The sequence below is a fragment of the Polyangiaceae bacterium genome, assembly GCA_016715885.1.
Classification (GTDB): Bacteria; Myxococcota_A; Polyangia; order Polyangiales; family Polyangiaceae; genus Polyangium.
The window spans coordinates 1187633-1205568 of record JADJXL010000020.1; the positions used below are offsets into that span (position 1 = coordinate 1187633).

At 56.9% G+C, this 17936-nt stretch carries 15 protein-coding genes; 6 read left to right on the forward strand and 9 right to left on the reverse strand.

Going from position 1 to position 17936, the window contains the following annotated elements; all coding sequences use genetic code 11:
* Positions 1-104: 104 nt before the first annotated feature.
* Both IPM54_30220 and IPM54_30225 read left to right on the forward strand, forming a co-directional pair.
* Positions 105-1058, forward strand: coding sequence for a hypothetical protein (locus IPM54_30220; protein MBK9264066.1), 954 nt, complete (start codon positions 105-107; stop codon positions 1056-1058).
* 10 nt (positions 1059-1068) lie between these two features.
* Positions 1069-2604: an oligosaccharide flippase family protein gene (locus tag IPM54_30225; GenBank protein ID MBK9264067.1), complete on the forward strand. Its 1536-nt coding sequence runs from the start codon at positions 1069-1071 to the stop codon at positions 2602-2604.
* 246 nt (positions 2605-2850) lie between these two features.
* Here the strand turns inward: IPM54_30225 and IPM54_30230 are convergent, their stop codons facing one another.
* Positions 2851-3849 carry a GDP-L-fucose synthase gene (locus IPM54_30230; protein MBK9264068.1) on the reverse strand — a complete coding sequence of 333 codons (999 nt, stop codon included), beginning with the start codon at positions 3847-3849 and terminating at the stop codon, positions 2851-2853.
* A 223-nt stretch (positions 3850-4072) separates the two neighbouring features.
* Here IPM54_30230 and gmd point away from each other — a divergent pair, with 223 nt between their 5' ends.
* Together gmd and IPM54_30240 are read left to right on the forward strand one after the other, a co-directional pair.
* Positions 4073-5071, forward strand: coding sequence for a GDP-mannose 4,6-dehydratase (gene gmd, locus IPM54_30235; GenBank protein MBK9264069.1), 999 nt, complete (start codon positions 4073-4075; stop codon positions 5069-5071).
* 144 nt (positions 5072-5215) lie between these two features.
* Positions 5216-5761 carry a methyltransferase domain-containing protein gene (locus tag IPM54_30240; GenBank protein MBK9264070.1) on the forward strand — a complete coding sequence of 182 codons (546 nt, stop codon included), beginning with the start codon at positions 5216-5218 and terminating at the stop codon, positions 5759-5761.
* Between the two features lie 80 nt (positions 5762-5841).
* Here the strand turns inward: IPM54_30240 and IPM54_30245 are convergent, their stop codons facing one another.
* Positions 5842-6795, reverse strand: a complete 954-nt coding sequence (locus IPM54_30245) for a hypothetical protein (protein MBK9264071.1) — start codon at positions 6793-6795, stop codon at positions 5842-5844.
* Positions 6796-7250: 455 nt separating this feature from the next.
* Between IPM54_30245 and asnB the strand changes: the two genes are divergently transcribed.
* On the forward strand, positions 7251-9167 hold the full coding sequence (asnB, locus tag IPM54_30250; GenBank protein ID MBK9264072.1) for an asparagine synthase (glutamine-hydrolyzing): 1917 nt from the start codon (positions 7251-7253) through the stop codon (positions 9165-9167).
* Entirely contained in the window at positions 9164-10465 is a 1302-nt protein-coding gene (locus tag IPM54_30255; GenBank protein ID MBK9264073.1) for a hypothetical protein, read from the forward strand. Before asnB ends, IPM54_30255 begins: the two co-directional genes overlap by 4 nt.
* A gap of 27 nt (positions 10466-10492) precedes the next feature.
* On the opposite strand, the gene IPM54_30260 is transcribed toward IPM54_30255, so the two are convergent.
* The 7 genes from IPM54_30260 to IPM54_30290 all read right to left on the reverse strand — a co-directional run bounded on the left by IPM54_30260 (position 10493) and on the right by IPM54_30290 (position 17902).
* The gene (locus IPM54_30260) at positions 10493-11242 is read right to left on the reverse strand and encodes a glycosyltransferase family 2 protein (protein ID MBK9264074.1); all 750 of its coding nucleotides are present in this window, start codon (positions 11240-11242) and stop codon (positions 10493-10495) included.
* A 197-nt stretch (positions 11243-11439) separates the two neighbouring features.
* The gene (locus IPM54_30265; GenBank protein MBK9264075.1) at positions 11440-12990 is read right to left on the reverse strand and encodes a GNAT family N-acetyltransferase; all 1551 of its coding nucleotides are present in this window, start codon (positions 12988-12990) and stop codon (positions 11440-11442) included.
* A complete protein-coding gene (locus IPM54_30270) occupies positions 12987-14825 on the reverse strand; it encodes an NTP transferase domain-containing protein (GenBank protein MBK9264076.1) in 1839 nt (612 codons plus the stop codon). Before IPM54_30270 ends, IPM54_30265 begins: the two co-directional genes overlap by 4 nt.
* Positions 14818-15978 (reverse strand): UDP-4-amino-4,6-dideoxy-N-acetyl-beta-L-altrosamine transaminase, encoded by a 1161-nt coding sequence (pseC, locus tag IPM54_30275; GenBank protein ID MBK9264077.1) that lies wholly within the window; start codon positions 15976-15978, stop codon positions 14818-14820. Before pseC ends, IPM54_30270 begins: the two co-directional genes overlap by 8 nt.
* 6 nt (positions 15979-15984) lie before the next feature.
* Complete coding sequence (pseB, locus tag IPM54_30280) at positions 15985-16998, reverse strand: UDP-N-acetylglucosamine 4,6-dehydratase (inverting) (protein ID MBK9264078.1); 1014 nt, start codon at positions 16996-16998, stop codon at positions 15985-15987.
* Between the two features lie 69 nt (positions 16999-17067).
* The gene (locus IPM54_30285; protein MBK9264079.1) at positions 17068-17532 is read right to left on the reverse strand and encodes a hypothetical protein; all 465 of its coding nucleotides are present in this window, start codon (positions 17530-17532) and stop codon (positions 17068-17070) included.
* A 79-nt stretch (positions 17533-17611) separates the two neighbouring features.
* Entirely contained in the window at positions 17612-17902 is a 291-nt protein-coding gene (locus tag IPM54_30290) for a hypothetical protein (protein MBK9264080.1), read from the reverse strand.
* Positions 17903-17936 lie beyond the last annotated feature (34 nt).

Here is a 17936-nt window from a genome sequence, read left to right on the forward strand (position 1 = left end):
GCTTCGACCACGCTGATGCGACGGCGTCGTACCGATGCATCTCGTCGCCTTGCCCGAAAGAAACCACTTGACACAACCATGACTTCCACGTTTGGTGCGCGGCAGTGTTAGGCAGCAACGGGCATTATGGCCATCGGAACATCCTCAACGCGTACGCCGGAGTACCCGTAGGCACGCCCATCCCCGGGCATGTGCAGCACGGGTGGAACTACGATTTGGGAAGCGCGATCAGCCAAGTGAACTGCGCGCGACCGTGTCCATTTTTCCTTTGGTCGGCGCGGAACCTGCGAAATTGTCGGAAGGCGGGCCTCGCGGATCGCGTCGAGCCACTGGGTTCCCCATTTTTGTATCTACCGCCCGCCAAAGAAGTCGAGCCTGTAGCGCGATCGCTGCTCGTCATGCCTTTCCATGGCTGGGAAAAAGAGCGGATCCAGCAGGATTTCCAGGAGTACGCTCAAGCCATTCGGGATATTTCGAAGGATTTTGGCAAGATAACTGTTTGCTTGTACTGGCACGATATGCAGTTTGCCGAATATCGTCGCCCCTTCGAGGAGCTCGGTGCGGAGGTGCTCACGGTCGGACACCGTGATAACAACCCGCGATTTCTCTTCGATATGCGTGATCTGATGCTCCGCTGTGAATACGTAACGGCGAATCGCGTCCAGACGGCGGCATTTTATGCATTGTCACTCGGCAGAAAGTTTTTCGTGCACGGGCCCCCGACGGGCCTGGATGGCAGCATCGATCGCTCGGGGGAACTTTTTCATGCCTGGCAAAAGCAGGAATTCCCGCGTCTTTTCTGGGACAAGTTTGAGGGCATGTGTCATAAATCGATTGGTGACGAGGAGCTCGGGCTCGAATTCAAACGAGATCGCGACGAATTGCAGGAGCTTTTTGCATGGGGGCCCGAACGAAGCGGGGAGCTCAGGCGGCGTACCGAAGCATACCGGACGCGTATCATCACGGAAAACCGGGCGGCAGCCTTGAAGCAATTGCAGGAGCGCGTAACGCGTCTCTTGCCTCCCTTTCTTCGCGCGTACGTAAAACGTGGCGATTGAGTAAGCTGAAGTGACGCCGGAGCAACCGAGTCCAGCGACGGACGAAAAGATCTCTACCGACACCACGGCAAACGCCGTTCCGGCGTCGAGCATCCGGCGATTGTTCAAGAATGCGTCAATCTATGCCATTGGCCATACGCTCTTATCAATCCTTTCCTTTGTCACGGACCCAATCCTTTCGCACCTCCTCACGGTCGCCGACTTCGGTCTGATCAGCCTCACGCGGGCATTCACAAATTTCTCGAGTAACTTCTATCGGGTCGGTCTCGATGGAGCTGCAAACCGAATCTATTATGCGACCGAGCATGACGAAACCGCTCGACGCCGCGCCCTTGGCACCATCAATACGTTTCTCCTTGGCTGGACGTTGTTACTGACGATAATCCAGGAGATTTTCGGTCCGAGCATCTACCGGCGCCTCTTTGGCGACATTTCATATTATCCTTATGGGCGGTTCGTCACCTATACATTGCTTTGCACCACGCTCATTTCGGTCGCACAGAGCGTCTGGGTCGCGCAGGAGCGGGCGAAACTTCTCGCAGGCATTCGCTTCCTCACCGCCTTGTTCAGCAGTGTCATCACGTTTGGACTGCTCTTCACGACGAACCTTGGCGTGATCTCGGTATTTGCCGCGCAAATCGCAAGCTCGACGATCATGCTCGTCGGCCATTGGCGTCATACCTATCGCTCCCTAGGGTTGGCATGGGATCCACAAGTCATGCGCAAGGCGCTTGCATTCGGGCTTCCCATGGTCGTGCACCAAACGAGCCATTGGGCGCTCGATCTTGCAGATCGGCTATTGCTCGAAAAGCTAGCCAACCGCAATGCCGTCGGCGTCTACGCCGTGGCTTATGGCACGACGAGCTCGCTATTCATGATCAATAGCTCCATCAACAGCGCGTATGTACCTCAATTCGTCAGAAGCTTTGGAAAGCCTGAGCAACGTGATTTCATCGCCCGAGCCATTACGTACGCGTTGCTCATCACCACCGTTGCAACGCTGGGCTTCGTTATTTTTGCACCAACCATGATTCGCGGTCTCTACGCAAGCAAGTTCGCTGATGCCGCGACCCTCACCCCCATCCTTGCGCTCGCGGGACCTCTGCAGGCGATTTACCTCATTCAAGTCGCGGTGTTGTTCCAAGCGGAGCGGACGCGAATCATTCCGGTTCTGACACTGCTCTCGGGACTCGCCAACATTGGTCTCAACATTTGGTGGATACCGAAATATGGCATCCTGGGCGCCGCCGGGGCCACGGTCATTGGTTACGGTGCGCTTGCTGCGCTTTTTAGCTTTGGCGCTCGGCGTGTCGTCGCGCTGCCATTCGAAAAGCGCCTCGGTCGATTGTTCGTGACATTCGTCGTCATTTCAGTGCTGGCAGTGGGGATTGACGGAAGGTTATCCATCGGGCTGGAAATTCTTGCCAAAATGCTCATCGCCCTCGCTGCTCCGATACTGCTCCTGGCAACTGGTTTTTTGACGGCCGAGGAGCGCACGCTGGTGCGAGAAAAGTTGCAATCGACGCTGGCTTGGTTCCGGCGGTAAATGGGCAGAGTACACAGAGCTTGCGGCCAGCCACCGTTTACCAGTCGTGGCCATGTGCTTTGCGGCAGATTTGTGGCCCAACACACTCACAAACATGGGCGACCACGTACGCGCTGGACTGCTCCACCCCAAGGCACCAATGCTGCAGCGAAGCGAGATCAAGGCGCTGTTGCCGTTCTCGCTGCCATTTGCATTGGTGGTAGTTGCAGCGACAATCGCCGCTGCCGTACCCCTGCCGTACGCGCGCTAATCCGATCGAGTGTCCCGGTCCTGAATACCTTGTCTGTTCTCGCAATACCAAGCAATGGTCTTCGCCAATCCCTCGTCGAAGGAAGTGCGTGCGGTAAATCCAAACTTCTCCGTCGCTCGAGAAACGTCGAGCATACGACGAGGTTGACCGTTCGGTCGTGACGTATCCCAAACGATGTCGCCTTCGTATCCAACGGCATTTTTTATTTTGAGCGCCAAGTTCTTCATGGATATCTCGAATCCCACGCCAAGATTGACGGGATCGGGCTCGTCGTATCGTTCGGCTGCAAGAACGAGCCCGAGCGCTGCATCGTCGACGTAAAGGAATTCGCGCGTCGGGCTTCCATCGCCCCAAAGGACGACACGGGGCGAAAGGTCCCGCTTTGCTTCGACGAATTTGCGAATCATGGCGGGAATCACGTGCGAATCGTTCATGTCGAAATTGTCGCGAGGACCGTACAGATTCACCGGAAACACCATCACGAAGTTTGCACCAAATTCCGCTCGATATGCCTGGGCCATCACGAGAAGGGCTTTCTTGGCGATTCCATACGGTGCGTTCGTTTCTTCCGGATACCCATTCCACAAATCATCTTCACGGAAGGGAATGGGAGCAAACTTTGGATATGCACAAATCGTCCCTGCCACGACGACCTTTGGGATGGCGGTGGCGTGTTTTTGCCCGAAACGCCGTGCCTGTTCGAGCACGTTCAATCCCATCGCCATGTTGTCGTGAAAAAACGTTCCTGGATGTCGACGATTTGCATCGATCCCACCCACTCGAGCAGCGAGGTGAATCACGAGATCCGGTCGAACTTCATCGAATAGTCGCGCCGTCGCTGTTGCGTCCGTCAAGTCGAAGTCACGCGAGCGCGGAGCGACAATGGTCCGTACGCCCCGCTCACGCAGGAGATCGACGACGTGCGAGCCGAGAAAGCCGGCGCCACCCGTGACGATGATGGTGTTTTCCAAAAAAGGTTTGGGCGGTTGTCGCATGTTGTCTCCGATTCCGGACCCCGGCACATATCACCAAAGTGCATCCGACGCACGCGAGATGTCTCGACGAGATAGCGAAAGGCGTCCACACATCAACCGTTCCCCGTCACGCGCTCACGACCACATTTTCACTGGACGATTCAGCTTCGTGCGACTACGTGGCGAAGCTCATGATGACGCATCATTCGGCGTCGCTCGCTTCGCACAGGTACGGTCTCACTTCATGAAACGCGCGCTCATCACAGGAATCACAGGCCAAGACGGTTCGTACCTGGCCGAGCTACTGATCGCCAAAGGTTATGAGGTGCACGGGGTCGTGCGCCGTTCGAGTTCGTTCAACACCGAACGAATCGATCATCTCTACAGCGACCCGCACGAGGGAAATGTGCAACTGAGGTTGCACTACGGAGACCTCAACGACGCTTCGTCGCTGCATGCGATCGTCACTGCAGTAGCACCCGTGGAAATCTACAACCTCGGAGCGCAAAGTCACGTGCGCGTGTCGTTCGACATTCCGGAGTACACGGGCGAAATCACGGGACTTGGCGCGTTGCGCATGCTCGAGACGATCCGCAAGGTGGGACTTTCGTGTCGGTTTTACCAGGCAAGCAGCAGCGAGCTGTACGGCAAAGTCGTGGAGACGCCGCAGCGTGAAACGACGCCGTTTCACCCGCGCAGCCCGTATGCATGCGCGAAAGCGTACGCGTTCTACGTGGCGCAGAACTACCGCGAGGCGTACGGGATGCACGTCTCCAACGGCATTTTGTTCAATCACGAGAGCGAGCGGCGTGGCGAGACGTTCGTGACGCGCAAGATCACGCGTGCCGTGGGCCGCATCAAACATGGGCTTCAGAAGGAGCTTTACCTGGGCAACCTCGACGCAAAACGCGACTGGGGCCACGCGGAAGACTACGTCGAGGCAATGTGGTTGATGCTTCAGCAGGATGAGCCCGACGACTACGTGATTGGTACGGGTGAAACGCATTCCGTGCGCGAGTTTTTGGAAATCGCATTTGGAATCGTGGAGCTCGACTATCGCGATTTCGTTCGAATCGATCCGCGCTATTTTCGTCCAGCCGAAGTCGACCTGCTGCTCGCGGACCCGACGAAGGCCAAGCGGACTCTTGGCTGGCGGCCCCGAATCGACTTCAAATCGCTCGTGACGCGCATGGTGGTATCCGACCTGGAGCTGGCAGCACGCGAGAAACGGGCACGAAAATAGAACGACTCGAATGCCGCAAGTGCCAACGCGCCTCCTCGAGCACAAAACCGAAATCGGCCGTCCCGCAAGCTACGCTTTGGTGCATCTCGGCCCCTTGGCAAAGTGCTTGACAGGGGACCGCCGCGCGCCTATCCCTCGTGCCGTATGAAGCTTCACCTGGGTTGTGGGAAACGATTCATTCCCGGCTACGTTCACATTGATGCGGTCGAATACGATCATATCGACCATGTGAGCGGAATCGACAACCTCTCGTTTATCCCTGCCAACAGCGTCGATGTGATTTACAACTGTCATGTTCTCGAACATTTCAAACGGCGCCAAGTTCTCTCGGTTCTGGGCGAATGGCGTCGCGTGCTCAAACCGGGCGGGATTCTCAGAACTTCCGTGCCGGATTTCGCACAACTCTGCAAGATCTACACGGCGACCGAGGATCTCAATTTGATCATGGGCCCGCTTTTCGGCCGCCAGGATTATCTCTACAACATTCACTACAATGTTTTCGACTACAAATCGCTCAACGACACGCTTCGCCAAGCTGGGTTCGAGAACATCCGCCGCTATGACTGTCACGAGACCGACCACGCCCATGTCGACGATTACTCGCAGGCGTATATTCCCCACATGGATAGAGCGAATGGGATTTTGATCAGTCTCAATGTCGAGTGCGACAAACCGTTTGGCGCTCAATGACGTGATAAGCGCGCAAACGTTCGAGCCGAAGCGGCGCGACTCAGCGTTGCGCCCAAGGAAAATTTCCTCGGCCAGACGCCTCAGGTTGCGCCAACGATTTCCCTGATCGTACGAACGATCGTCTCGACTGTGCGCCGATACTGCGCCTTGTAGTCCTGGCGGTTCCAAATTTTGTTGTACGTAGCGATGCAACTGTCCAATCGCTCGCAGTACTCGGCGTCCGACATCGACTCAATCAGATCGAGGATCGGCTCTGGACCGCTGAAATCATTCGGATCGATAAAGCTTCCGCGCTCGAACTCTTCGAAGATCTTGTTCGTGCCGCCGCGATAAATGGGCAAGCAACGCGCGGTGATCGCGTTCCAGATCTTCTCGGTCACGTAGTAATCAAAATCAGTGTTTTCCATGCAGATATTGAACCGGTAGCCATCCAGAATCGCCGCCTTGGCTCGTACCCAGTCGGCAGATCGCGACTCTCCCCGCGCGATCCCTTTCGGCCAATCCTTGCCGTATACATCGACAAGACCCCTTCGGTGGCCCGCGAGAATGAGCTCTTGCCGTCGAACGATGATGTCGGTATCCACACCATCAATGACGACCGGCGGCGTACGGCGTCTGTACCCGACGACTGCGACAGCCTTGCGTGAGCGCTTGTCGGTCACGTCCGACGGCGTGACGCGCGGAAGCTCACCTCGAATATTGTAACCGTAAATGCTGTAATTGCAAAAATAAACTCTTCGGTTGAAGACGTTCATGATATGCACGGTTGGAATGCCAAACGGCCCTACGATTCGTTCCTTGGTGTTCATGCAAAACCGCGGTTCGTCTGTCCAGACAAGTAGCGGTTTTTTCGCTCCGTAGCGGAGCATCAGCTCCAGGAAGACGCCTTTGTTCCATTTTTTGGAAACGAAGAGGTCGGCGTCCCGCGGGTCGTCGGTGTCGACGATGTCGTGTTCTCGCAGGATCGCCACGCCTGGTGCGTTCACGAACGGCGTATACAACATTTTCTCGAGCGCAAATACCTTGATCGTCATGGGTTCCATCCGCCGTGCATGCCGAAAGCGTCGCTCCCGTGGGAGCTTTGCGACCGGACCGAGATGCTGAAGTATGCTTCGGCCCGGGATGTTGCACGATGTCGAGGGCATTGGAGGAAGAAACCGCCATTTGACATCGTGTCGTCCATCTCGGCTCGCTCAGAAGCCACCACTGCGTATTTTTGACCACATTTAAAACAACTGCCCTTCCCTATTTACCGAACGCGCAGCACGTCGTCGAATTTTTTCGGTCTGCGAACACATCTGCGTCGGGGCGCTCGCGAGTGCATGGTCACTTTCGGCGTAATTTCGCGGCGGCGCATGAAAAGGTTGCTCGTCCAGCTTGCATGGCTCACGGGTGCAGCGTAAAGAGGAAGCCTGGACGACCGACCCAATTCGGCAGTCATCACATCCACTCCCGAACCTGCGCCTCACCAGTCCCCAAATTCATCTCCATGTGCGGTATTTGCGGAAAACTCAATGTTGACCCGGAAGAGCCCGTGGACGCCATGCTCCTCGGGCAAATGCTACGCACGTTACATCATCGAGGTCCGGATGGTACAGGGGAGTATCGTTCGGGGCCTGTCGGGCTCGGACATCGACGTCTGAGCATAATCGATCTGGATATGGGCGCGCAACCGATGTCGAACGAGGACGGCACGGTATGGGTCGTGTATAATGGTGAGATCTACAATTTTCAGGAGCTGCGCAAAGAACTCGTTGCCAAAGGCCACGTGTTCAAGTCTCACTCGGACACGGAGGTGATCGTTCATCTCTATGAAGAATTGGGCGAAGCCTGTGTGAGCCGTCTTCGTGGAATGTTTGCCATCGCGTTATGGGATGAGCGGACGCAAACACTGCTCTTGGCGCGTGATCGCCTTGGCATCAAGCCCCTATATTACGCAAATACTGGGAAATCTTTTCTTTTTGCCTCTGAGATCAAGGCGCTGCTCGCGGATGCGTCCGTGTCGCGTGAATTGAATGTTCAGGCAATCGATCGATTTATCACGTATTATTATGTACCGGGCGATGAAACGTTGTTTCGCCATATCCGGAAGCTCGAACCGGGCCACTTGATGACGGTGCGCGGTAGCGATGTCCGCATTCAGCAATATTGGGATTTGTCGTTCGCACCGCAAGTACCGAAGCCAAGTTTCGAGGACGCCGTGGCGCAATTGCGAGATGTGCTTCGTCGCAGTGTGAAAGAGCATCTCATCAGCGACGTTCCGGTAGGTGTGCTGGCGAGTGGGGGTGTCGATTCGACGGGGATATTGCGATACGCGGCAGAGCACTCCTCGCGACCCCTTCAAACGTTTACCATCGGATTTGCTGACGCAGGCGTTGCAGACGAACGGCCTTACGCGCGGATTGCCGCGAATGAATATGGAACGATACATCATGAAATGACCATGACGGCATCCGACTTTCGGGACTTTTTGCCTCGGTACGTGTGGCATGCGGAAGAGCCGGTGTGCGAGGCTCCAGCGATTGCGCTCAACTACGTGACACGCCTGGCGCGCGAGTCTTCCGTCAAGGTACTCCTTTCAGGTGAAGGCGGCGACGAGGCGTTTGGGGGATATCAAAATTATAGCGATGTCTTGTGGCTGGAGGGATTAAAATCCAAGTTGGGACCGGCAAAGGGCATTCTGAAGGCAGCCTTCGGAGCTCTCGATGCCGCTGGATGGGTACATGGTGCGCGGTATCACCGGTGGGCGGCTGCGGCGCCATCGGAGTATTACTTTAGTCGCACGGGACATCCGGGAACGTTATTCAACCAAAGAAAGACTGCGCTGTACAAGGCGGATTTTGTCGATGCGCTCGAGGGATCGACGTCGGAAGCGCCAAGCCGTAAATTATTTTACAAAGTGAAATCTGAATCGCTCTTGCACCAGATGCTGTACGTGGATACCAAAACATGGCTCCCAGATGATTTGCTCGTGAAAGCCGACAAGATGACCATGGCGGCGTCGGTCGAGCTCCGCGTGCCCCTTTTGGACCATCAGGTGCTGGAATTTGCGGCTTCATTGCCCGAGGAATACAAAGTGTGCGGGAACGAGCGCAAGCGCGTCTTGAAGGCAGCGTTGGCAGACAGCGTTCCGCGCGAGCTGCTCCAGCGAAAAAAAGCTGGCTTTCCCGTTCCTTACGCACGTTGGTTGCGTCGCGATTTGCGCGATTACGTGGCGGATACGATTCAGCAGAACGATGCAGCGCTCGGAGAATACTTCTCGCGTGACCAAATTCGCTCGCTCGTGGATCTTCATGCGCGCACCGGCAGAGGAACGAAAGAGGTCTTCGGTCTTCTCGTGTTGGAGCTTTGGCTTCGAGCGTTCGCGACGGGCTGCAATTCGGAAAAACTTGGAGCAAGCGGATGAAGCGAATGCGCACTGTGCTCATTATTTCACCGTGTTTTGCGCCGCAAGCGACAGTAGCGGCGTTTCGGTGGATAAAACTTTCTCGGCACTTGGCCCGACATGGCTTTCGTTGTGTGGTTCTTTGCGGTACGTTCCCTGACGATACGCGCGATCCGGACCTGCTTGCGGTGCTTCCGTCCGAGTGTATTGTGGTGGATGATTACCTGGACCCGCGCATGATTGCATTGCAGCGTAAGATTGCCCAATTGCGCCCGGTCGCGGCAGTATCGAGCGAGGGTCCGCGTCCTCTCGGGGGGCTTCGTCCATTTCATTCGTCGAAGGATCGCTATGCAGTGCATCGTTTTCATGCGCAGGCCGTTGCCGTGGACCTTGCCCGCAAGTACGAAGCGAGCGCCATTGTCGTGAGTGCCGGGCCGTTTGGTGCCGTACCCGTTGCCTTTCATGCAGGTCGTACAATGCGGGTGCCCGTCATTTTGGATTTTCGCGATCCTTTTGGATTGCACGAATCCGCTAGTTTGCCATCGCATGATTTTTTCGCTGCGATCCGAAGACGAATCGTTTTTTCTAATGAGCGCCGATGGATGTCGAAAGCTGCACACGTCGTTCTCAATACACGCAATGCGCTCGACGCCTACCGCGAGCGTTATCCCACCATTGAATTGAAATCCTCATTTATTCGAAATCACTATGATATGGCGCTTTATGAACCCGTTCCTGCGAACCCCGAGCCTCCGACTCGATTGACGATTTTGCACACGGGGACGTTACGTGCCGACACGCGCCTCGATGACATCGGAGAAGCATTGCGTCGATTGGTCGAACGATACAAACTCGGTCCGAAGGACATCGTATTCCGTCAAGTCGGCCGCATGACGGACTATGAGCGGGCTCAAATTGCATCGATGGGCATTGGCGATTTCGTCGAAACGGTTCCCCCGGTCCCTCAGGCTGCCATGCTGCGCGAGTTGAGAAAAGCGCACGTGCTGCTCTCGATGTTCGACGCCTGCGTGCGCCTACGAATCGCTGCCAAAACATACGATTACATTGCCGCCGGCATGCCGATCGTATCAATTACTGAAAATGCCGAAGTCGACGAGTTACTCGCGCATCGGTCCGACAATGTACGATTACGCCCTGGTGATGTCGATGGTCTCGTCGCCACCTTGTCGAAGCACCTCGAATGGTTCAATCAGACGCGTGCGTGGCCTACGCCTGTTGCATCTCCGCGGGAATTCTCATCGGAAGTCGCAGCAGAACGATTTGCGAACATCATCGATCGCGTGATGTCACTTCCGTGAAGTCGCACGATATTCGACTTGCAGGGATCATTCGCCCCAGCCAAACCAGTTCTTTCGCACGATCCAGCTCGTCAACTTGAATCGCATCCGGTTTTTCTTTACCAACCACGGTTTGTCGAACTGCGCCGTCGGGTGCCATTGATGAAGCATGTAGGCGCTCTCCGTGATCCACTTGATGACCCGACCGTCGATTTCGGCACGACGCCCCAAGTCCTTGTCTTCTGAACCCCAATACGTGTACCGCTCGTCAAAACCACGGATTCGGTGAAACCACTGCGTTTTCGCACACTGGCATCCGCCCATTCCATACGTCGGTCGCAGGGTGGCAGACTTTTTTAGTGCTTCGAGCTCCTGACTATCGATGACTCGCTCCCCGGTTTCCTCGCCAAGGTCATGACATTGGCACATGAGCAAACCGTGCCCTCCTACCTGCACTTGGGTATCCATTAATGTCTTGAAGAAGTTGGGTGAAAACACCATATCTGCATCCGTGCAGAAGGTATATTCCCCATTGGCACGCTTGATACCGATGTTGAGGGCGCGCGATCTGTTCCACAAATCGGATGTCGGCGTGTAGTGTACCGTCGCATCATAATTTCGCGCCGCTCGCTGCACGGCCTCGCGATGCTCGGGTGCGCTGCCAAAATCGCTCAATACGATTTCTACACGATCACAGGGAATGGCCTCTTGCCAACGCAGAGACCGAAGACAATTTTCGAGGCGCACACCCGAGCGATTACGAATGGGAATGACAACCGACAACAACGTTGAAGGCATAATGGGCCATCTTTAGCATACATCCGTCCCCTCTTCAAGTATGATCACTTGTGGTGGTTCGGTGGCCGCCTTCCGCAATTTCGGCAGTTTGCCAAGTTCATTTGCCCGACGAGCCGGCACATTTCAACATGCGTGGCTCATCATTCGTGACGTTGGGCTTTGGCTTGGGCACCATTCGCGTAGCGCAGGCGCCGCGTTCATGCAGCATCTTTATTCACGTACGCGTCCACCATAGCCCCCTCCACTTCGCGCCGCCCTTCGAGGACAAACCCGGCACGCAAAAATGCCTCGGCGCTCGCCTTGTTCTCGGGTTTGACCAAGGCGACAACCTGCCCTTTCACGCCCGCCTCGCGACGCTTCGCGACCGCTTGCGATATGGCGACCGAACCATAACCCCGACCACGCACGCAAGGTGTGAGCGCAATTGAAATCATGTCCTCTTCCCCACGACGCTCGATGCGCACCGAACCAATCGCGCCCGAATGTGCTTCCTCGACAATCCACATCGCCGCATTCGGATTTCTAAGCTGCGATGCAAACCAACGCTGATGATCGCTCCACGGAATCGGCGCCGTACGTAGCGACGCAGCCCGAGCGCCCGGTTCGCTATTCCAAACCCACACGCGCCCGACATCGCTCTCTTCGGCGGGTCGAAGCGAAAGCGTAGGTTTTTCCTGGCCATCCTTCGGCACCGCCACATCGGCCGCTTGAACCGTCGCATACGCATCGAGCGCGCGGCTGAACGTGCGTCCAATTGCTGCGGGATAATCACGCGGCGGCAATCCATGCTGAAGTTTGCCCGCACGAAGCACGGCCGTGTTTTCCCGCGTCATCACGTCACCCGCCGCAACGGCCCTCGTCGTGAACACCGTCCGACGCGCAAATGCCCGCAGTTCCTCCTCGACGCCGTGCACACCCTTTTCGCCAGCTCCAAGCGTTCGCTCGACATCACGGATTCGGCGAATCATTTCAATGAGCTCGTGAGGCTCGATGGCAAAGGGATGATCCGGCCCCGGAAGCCGATTACTCAACGTGTAATGCTTTTCAATGACGACTGCACCGAGCGCCACGGCAGTCATCGGTGCAACGAGCGGGTCGCGTGAATGGTCGGACAAACCCGTCGCGACACCAAAGACCTCGCGCATCCGCACGAGCGAGCGGGCGTCGATGCTGTCGAGCGGCGCGGGATATGCCGCCGTGCATTGCAAAACGACCATTGCATCGTTTCCCGCAGCTCGAACCGCTTCAATCGCTTCGCCTACCTCGACGAGCGTCGCCGTTCCCGTGGAAAACACAATCGGTTTGCCTTTGCGCGCCGTGTGCTGAAGCAGCGGCGTGTGCGTCATTTCGTAACTCGCAACCTTGAATGCATCCACGTACGGGTCGAGCAAGTCCACGGATGCCTCGTCGAAAGCGCTCGCCATGAACGCGATCTTGCGTTCTTTGCAGTGCTCGGAGAGCTTGGGCAACCAATCGGGCGGCATTTCCATGGCGCGAATGATGTCGAAAATACTCCGCTCGTCGCCGAGGTAATCGCTTTTGCCCGCGGTGGGCGGATATAGCGCGCTTGCTCGGAAAATCTGAAATTTTACCGCGTCTGCACCAGCCTCGGCCGCAAGATCAATGAGCCGATAGGCTTGCTCGAGTTTGCCGTCGTGATTGCTGCCCGCTTCGGCGATGACGAAACACGGCGCGCCAATTCCTACAGGGCGACCACCGATGACAATGCGTGGAATAGAAACGTTCATGATGACTCCTTCACGGCTTTTGCCTTTTGAATGGCGAGCGCCCCGAGCGAGCGAGCAATCCTTGTTGCGCCTTGGCCGTCAACCAGACGCCGAGCTTTCGCGCTCATGGCGCGAAGGTTGAATGGTTCCATTGTAACAAACGCTTCGAGCTGCTTTTCCAGGGCAAGCTCGTCCTTCGTCGTATCGATATCGATTTTTTGGGCGACGCCTGCTGCAATCAGCGGATCGATGACGGCGCGTTGATTGTCGGCGACTTGCACGAGAAGCATGGGAACGCCCAGCGCAGCAAGCTCGAAACATGTGCTGCCGGCTGCCGCAAATGCGAGATCCGCCGAGCAAAACAGCGGAGCGACCTGCTGCGTGTCGCCAGCGATGGTAACGGTATCCGGCATTGCGAGGGCCGACAGCGCTTCCATATCGGGATTCATGGGGCCTGCGAGCACGATGATGCGCAAAGGTACGCGACGAGATACGGCCATCGCTGCGCGCAATGCAAGCAATGAAAGCCGCGCGGGATCACTCGCGCCAAACGTGAGTAGCAGCGTACGCGGAGACGTATCGAATGATCGCTGGGGCACTCGTGCATCCGCGATTTCTGCGCGCAGTGGCGTGAACGCGCCTCCCGCAAGCACCGTGATTCCGTCACCGCGCGGGCCTTCCGCTGCACCGACGTTCGGATCGATGATCACGTCCACCGGCAGGTCGCGCTGCGCAAAGTCGTCGATGTAGGCGACGACGGAGGCGCTTTTGCGAAGCGCTTCGAGGTACGTCGTGCCAAACGCGTAGCCATCGAGCAAGAGCACGTCATGGCGCCCCGCATCGACCATTTCACGCGTTGCGGCCGCATCTTCTGCCGATCCAATCGGAGTTTCCGGTGGAAACGACGTGATTACAGAAATGTTCGCTTGGATGAATCGAGCGACGAACGCCGGTGGCAAATGCCCAAAGAATGCCGCACGTCCGCCTGCGCGTGCCCACGCCTCGGCAATCGCAAAACAACGCATGGCGTGCCCTGCCCCGATGTCCGGCGTCGCATCGGCGCGAATGAGCAGCGACAAACCGCGTAGATCCCTACTGCTCGACGTTTCGTCGTATTTTTTCTGCCGCACATTGACATTGCGAAGCGCAACGTGTGGATTTGTTTCGAGAAATTCGAGCGCCGAGTCCAGCGAATACTTGTTCGGTTTTGCGTCGATGGCTTCGAGCACTTCCGTCACGACCGAGAGGTCTTCGGCCGTGTCCACGGTCAGTCGCAAATGCGAAAGATCCTGCGGCGGATGAACCACGAGCGTCGAAAAACGCCCCGGTGATTCATAAAGATACGGCGTGACGTGTTCGCGATGGTGTTTGTCCTGGCCTTCGCGAAAAGCTTTTGCGAGCGCGTCTCGCGTCATGACTTCCACGGACAATCCGAGCGGAATGCGACGTTCGGTCGGCGTGAGGTTCGACGCGTAATCCACGGGAGGATCGGCCGATAGAAATGCCGTGACGACCTTGTCCACTTCCGCCGGATCGAGCAGCGGGCAATCGGCCGTGATGCGCACGATGACATCGGCTTGCAACGACGATGCGGCCGCTTCGTAGCGCGACAGGACGTCGTCCTCGTCGCCACGAAAACACGGAATGCCCAGCCGCGTAGCTTCGGCTTCGACGGCATCATCGGACGGTCGATCCGTCGTCGCAATGAGTATTTTTGATAGCGTGCGCGCCTGCCTCAGGCGTTCGACGAGGTGTTCGAGCAGGGTTTTACCGCAGACGCGGGCCAGCACTTTGCCGGGCAGCCGGCTGGAGCTCATGCGTGCCTGGACAATCGCTGCGACCCGACGTTCAGGCACCAAGTACCTCCCGCAGCGCAGAAACCACGCGCACGACGTCATCATCGCTCATTGCGGGATACATCGGCAAGCTGAGTGCTTGGGCGTAAATGCGCTCTGTCGCGGGAAAATCACCCTTCTTGTAGCCCAAATAAGTAAAATCGGGGTGGTGATGCACGGGAACGTAATGCACTTGCGTGCCGATGCCTTTTTCACGAAGCGCAGTCATGACAGACGCGCGATCCCGCCCAAAGCGCCCGAAATCGATGAGCACGACGTACAAATGGTACGCATGCTCGTGTCCTTCGCGTTTCTCGAACGTACGAATACCTGCCATTCCTTTGAAAAGCCCATCGTATTGCGCCGCGAGATCGCGCCTTCTCGAAACGAATTGGTCGAGCTTACGAAGTTGCGAGCGCCCGAGTGCCGCTTGCATGTCGGTCAATCGATAATTGTACCCGAGCAAAACTTGCTCTTGGTACCAAAGCCCCGGGCTTGGCTGTGACAACTTTTGCGGATCTTTTGTAATTCCGTGCGATCGAAAAAGCTTCAGCTTGTCACGCAACTCTTCGTCGTTCGTCGTGATCGCCCCGCCCTCGCCCGTCGTAATGTGTTTTACGGGATGGAACGAAAACATCGTCATCGCGGAATAGCGCCCATCACCGACGATGCCACCCGAATAACGAGCTCCAAGGGCGTGCGCCGCATCTTCGATGATGGGAATGCCGCGCTTCGAGGCGATTTCGTGAATCAGGTCCATCCGCGCGGGCAAGCCCGCGTAATGCACCGGAATGATGGCGCGCGTCTTGGGTCCCACGGCTTTTGCAAGCTCTTCGGGGCTCAACGTGCCCCAAACATCGACGTCGACGAGCACGGGCTTTGCGCCCACGTACCTTACGCAATTGGCCGATGCGGAAAACGTGAGCGGCGACGTAATGACCTCGTCGCCCGGTCCAAGCCCGAGCGCTGCGCATGCCGCGTGGAGCGCCGCCGTGCCATTGGCAAACGATACGGCAAAACGAGCGCCGACGGCGGCCGCGAGGTCCGCCTCGAATGCATCGATGGTCGGCCCCTGCGTGAGCCAATCGCCGCGAAGAACGTCGACGACCGCAGCAATGTCGTCATCGTCGATGGATTGACGTCCGTAGGGCAAGAACGAGGGTTTGTCCGCCATGGGAATTCATGCTGCTGGTGTGGTTGGAAGAAAGCCGAGGGATCGGAGCATGACGCGCACGGCCTCTACGCCGAGCCGTTCGGGCGTATTGGCGCTCGTGTACGTAAAATCTTCGCCGACGCGCCGGCCTTGATGGTGCACTTCGCCCCACAGCGGGAAATTCGGCTCGATGACGTACGTACCGCCGGTATCGACGACTTGACGAGCTTCATCGCCGGTGATCAGCGTTTCGTGAAGTTTTTCCCCGGGCCTGATGCCCATGATTTTATGCCGACATTCAGGCGCAATGGCCTCCGCGAGCGTGGCGAGATCGGTTGCCGGAATTTGCGGAACGAAGACTTCGCCGCCTTTACCTTCGGCTGCTGCATGGAGGCAGAGGTCGAGCGCCTGGGACATGGTAATCCAGAAACGCGTCATTCGAGGGTCGGTGAGCGTGATTTCTCCCTTTTCGCGTTGCGAAAGGAAAAGCGGAACGACGGAACCTTTGCTGCCAATGACGTTGCCATAACGTACGAGCACGAATGAAGTGCCGTGCGCGCCGCGGTAACTATTCGCCGCGACAAACAGTTTTTCCATGCAGAGTTTCGTGGCGCCGTAGAGATTGACCGGGCTCACGGCTTTGTCGGTCGAAAGCGCAACAACACGCTCCACACCTCGATCCAGCGCGGCGTCGATTACGTTTTCCGCACCCGTGATGTTCGTCCGAATGGCCTCGATCGGGTTGTATTCGGCGAGCGGTACGTGCTTCATCGCGGCGGAGTGAAAGACGACGTTCACGCCATCGAACGCGCGTCGCAGCCTGTCCCGATCACGCACATCGCCCACGAAAAAGCGCACCCGCGGATCGTCGAACTGCGCCTGCATCAAATAATGCTTTTGTTCGTCGCGACTGAAAACAATCACCTTGCGCGGAGAAAATTCGTCGAGCAGCCGGCGAACCATGGCGGTTCCGAAGGAACCGGTGCCACCCGTGACCAGGATTGTCTTACCTTCTAGATTGGGCTTTGGATTTCCGAACATTTTTGATCCTGACGCACTTTCTTTCAACTACGGCACGGCTTAGCACGCCGCTCGCGACATGCCGAGAAGCTACTCGCCCCAACCAAACCAATTTTTCCGCACGATCCAGCCCGTCAATGTCAGCCGAAATTTGTTTTTCTTAACCAACCACGGCCGGTCGTACTTCGCCGTGGGATGCCATTGATGAAACATCATCGTCTGTTCCGTGACCCATTTTACAACACGACCGTCACGTTCAGCCCGCACCACGAGGTCGGCATCCTCGGCCCCCCAACCCTTGTACCCCTCATCGTACCCTCGTACTCGGTGAAACCAGTCCGCCTCGGCACATTGCACACCACCGACACCATGCGTAGGTCGCATTACGGCCAATCGATGCAGCTCGTCCATACCTCCGACGTGAATTTGCCGACCCTCGGTGTCCTGCGGCAAATCACGCGATTGGCACAACAAGAAACCTCGCCCACCTAATTCGTCTTGCGTATCGAGCAACACACACAAGGCGCGCTCATGCGGACCAGGCGCGTCTAGCACGCAAGATTCCGTCCTTCAAGCAACGGTCCCCGGGCAAACACGCGCGTTTTGCGTATTCGTTGCTGGTCAAACGATCGCGTCAATCGGGTTCGACACGACACGCGCCACCTTCGATGGCGAGACACACGCCCTTTGGATCCTCGTAGTAGCTCGCGTGTTCTTCGTAGCAGTCAGCCTGAAACGCGATGGCCTCGGTGTACGCTTCGTCGTCCGCAGCAAGTTCCATGCAGAGCGAAGAGCAGGATGGTTCATCGGTTCCGGGCGTGCATAGAGCGCTCTTTTCACAGATGACGGCGCAACTGTCTTCGGCCGAGCGAGTGCACGACGGCAAGAGAAGCAAGAGGGCAGTAGCAAAGAGCAAACGCGACATGCTGCGAGGATAACCCAGTCCGCACGTCGCAGTG